The 1,900-nt window shown below is 70.9% G+C and carries 2 protein-coding genes; both read left to right on the forward strand.

The features are described from left to right. The coding region (locus PKE44_RS18895; RefSeq protein WP_324554315.1) for a DUF3108 domain-containing protein at positions 1-957 on the forward strand (957 nt) is incomplete at its 5' end. Continuing rightward, a partial coding sequence (locus PKE44_RS18900; RefSeq protein ID WP_324554317.1) for an RsmB/NOP family class I SAM-dependent RNA methyltransferase occupies positions 957-1,900 on the forward strand: 944 nt, incomplete at its 3' end. The genes PKE44_RS18895 and PKE44_RS18900, both read left to right, overlap by 1 nt.

Consider the following 1,900-nt stretch of genomic DNA (forward strand, 5'->3'; position numbering starts at 1 on the left):
TCGGACGCGCCGCCGGCGCGACCGCGTGCGGCGCGTCCGACGACGCCGCGTGACTCGGCAATCGTCGCGTCGCCGCCCGCGAGCGCACCGCCAGAGGTCGCGCCGGACGAACCGGCGCCGGCCGAGGAGCTTGGCGATGCGCCGGCGGCGGACGATCAGCCGGAACGGGCGGCAGAGCAGGCCGCTGCGCCGGACGAAGTGGGCGATGTGGCGGGCGCACCCGGGATGGGCAGCGTTCCCGGCGTACCCGGCGCGGCCGGCGCACCCGGGGTGGGCGGCGATGAGCCGGCCGCTGGCGAGGCGACACCGCCGGTCGTCGTCACCGCGCGTCTGCCGGCACGCGGCTCGATTCGCTACCGCGTCGAGCGTGGCGACCGCAGTTTCCCGATCGGTTTCGCGCGGCAGGAGTGGGAGGTGCGCGCCGACCGTTACCGGATCAGCGCGCTGAGCGAGACGAGCGGGCTGGTCGCCCTGTTCAAACGCGTGCGCGTCGAGGCCGAGAGTCGCGGCCGGGTCGGTTCCGGCGGCCTCGTTCCGGAGCACTTCGTCGTCCGCCGCAGCGCACGCGAGCGCGCCGAGGAGATCGATTTCGACTGGCCGGCGGGCCAGGTGCGCATGGGCGAGCGGCCGCCGCTGGCGCTGCGCGGCGGGACGCAGGACATCCTGTCGCTGAACTTTCAACTGGCGCTGCTGCCCGAGCATTCCGGCGTCGCCGTGAACGTCGCTACTGGCCGCAAGCTGGCCGGCTATCGGATCGAGGTGATGGGCGAGGAGACGATCGAGACACCGGCGGGCAGTTTCCGCTGCCTGCACCTGCGCCTTGCCGGCACGGCGACGACCGAGCTTTGGCTGGCTTACGAGCAGGCGCTGCTGCCGGTGAAGATTCGCCACGTCGATCGCAAGGGTGACGTCTTCGTGCAGTCGGCGACCCACATCGATTTCACCCGGGAACCCTGATGACGAACATTCACCCCGTTCTGCTCGCGCACGCCGAACGCCTGCTTGGCGAATTGCTGAAGACCCACCTGCCGGCCGACGCGGTCGTTTCGACGTATTTCCGGCACCAGCGCGAACTCGGTCACGCCGATCGGGCGTTCGTCGCCGAGAACGTCTTCGCCGTTCTCCGCCATCGCCGTTCGCTCACCGCGCGCTGTGCCGGCGACCTCAGCTCGCGCCGTCTGCTGCTCGCCGCGCTGGCCTGCCGGCAGGGGCTGAACCTGCGCCAGTTGGCGCCGCTTCTCAACGCCAGCGAAAGCCGCTGGCTGGCGCAGGCCAAGGCGCTGCGCGTGGAAGACCTGCCGCCGGCGGTTCGCCTCGATCTGCCTGACTGGTTGTACGAGCAACTTGCTGGACAATTTTCCGCCGACGACTTGGCTGCGCTGGCGGCGGCGCTCAATCGACCGGCGCCGCTCGACCTGCGCGTCAATCCGCTGAAGACCGACCGGCCGGCGGTGCTCGCTCGCCTGCACGCCGACGGGATTGCCGCGGCCGCCGGACGCTGGTCGCCACTCGCCGTTCGCCTGGCGGAAAAGCCGGCGCTCGCCGCGCATCCGCTGTTCATCGACGGCAGCCTCGAAGTCCAGGACGAAGGCAGTCAGTTGCTCGGTTTTCTGCTCCAGCCGAAGCGCGGCGAAATGGTCGCCGACTTCTGCGCCGGGGCCGGCGGCAAGACCTTGCTGCTCGGCGCTCTGATGCGCTCGCAAGGCCGCCTGTATGCGTTCGACGTTGCCGAGCACCGGCTGGCGCGCCTGAAGCCGCGCCTGGCACGCTCAGGTCTGTCGAACGTACATCCACTGCGCATCGAGTCCGAGCGCGACCTGAAGGTCAAACGGCTGGCCGGCAAGCTCGACCGCGTGCTGGTCGACGCGCCGTGCTCAGGCTTGGGCACGCTGCGCCGCAA

Origin of the sequence: Plasticicumulans sp. (assembly GCF_035331805.1) — a bacterium.
GTDB lineage: Bacteria > Pseudomonadota > Gammaproteobacteria > Competibacterales > Competibacteraceae > Plasticicumulans.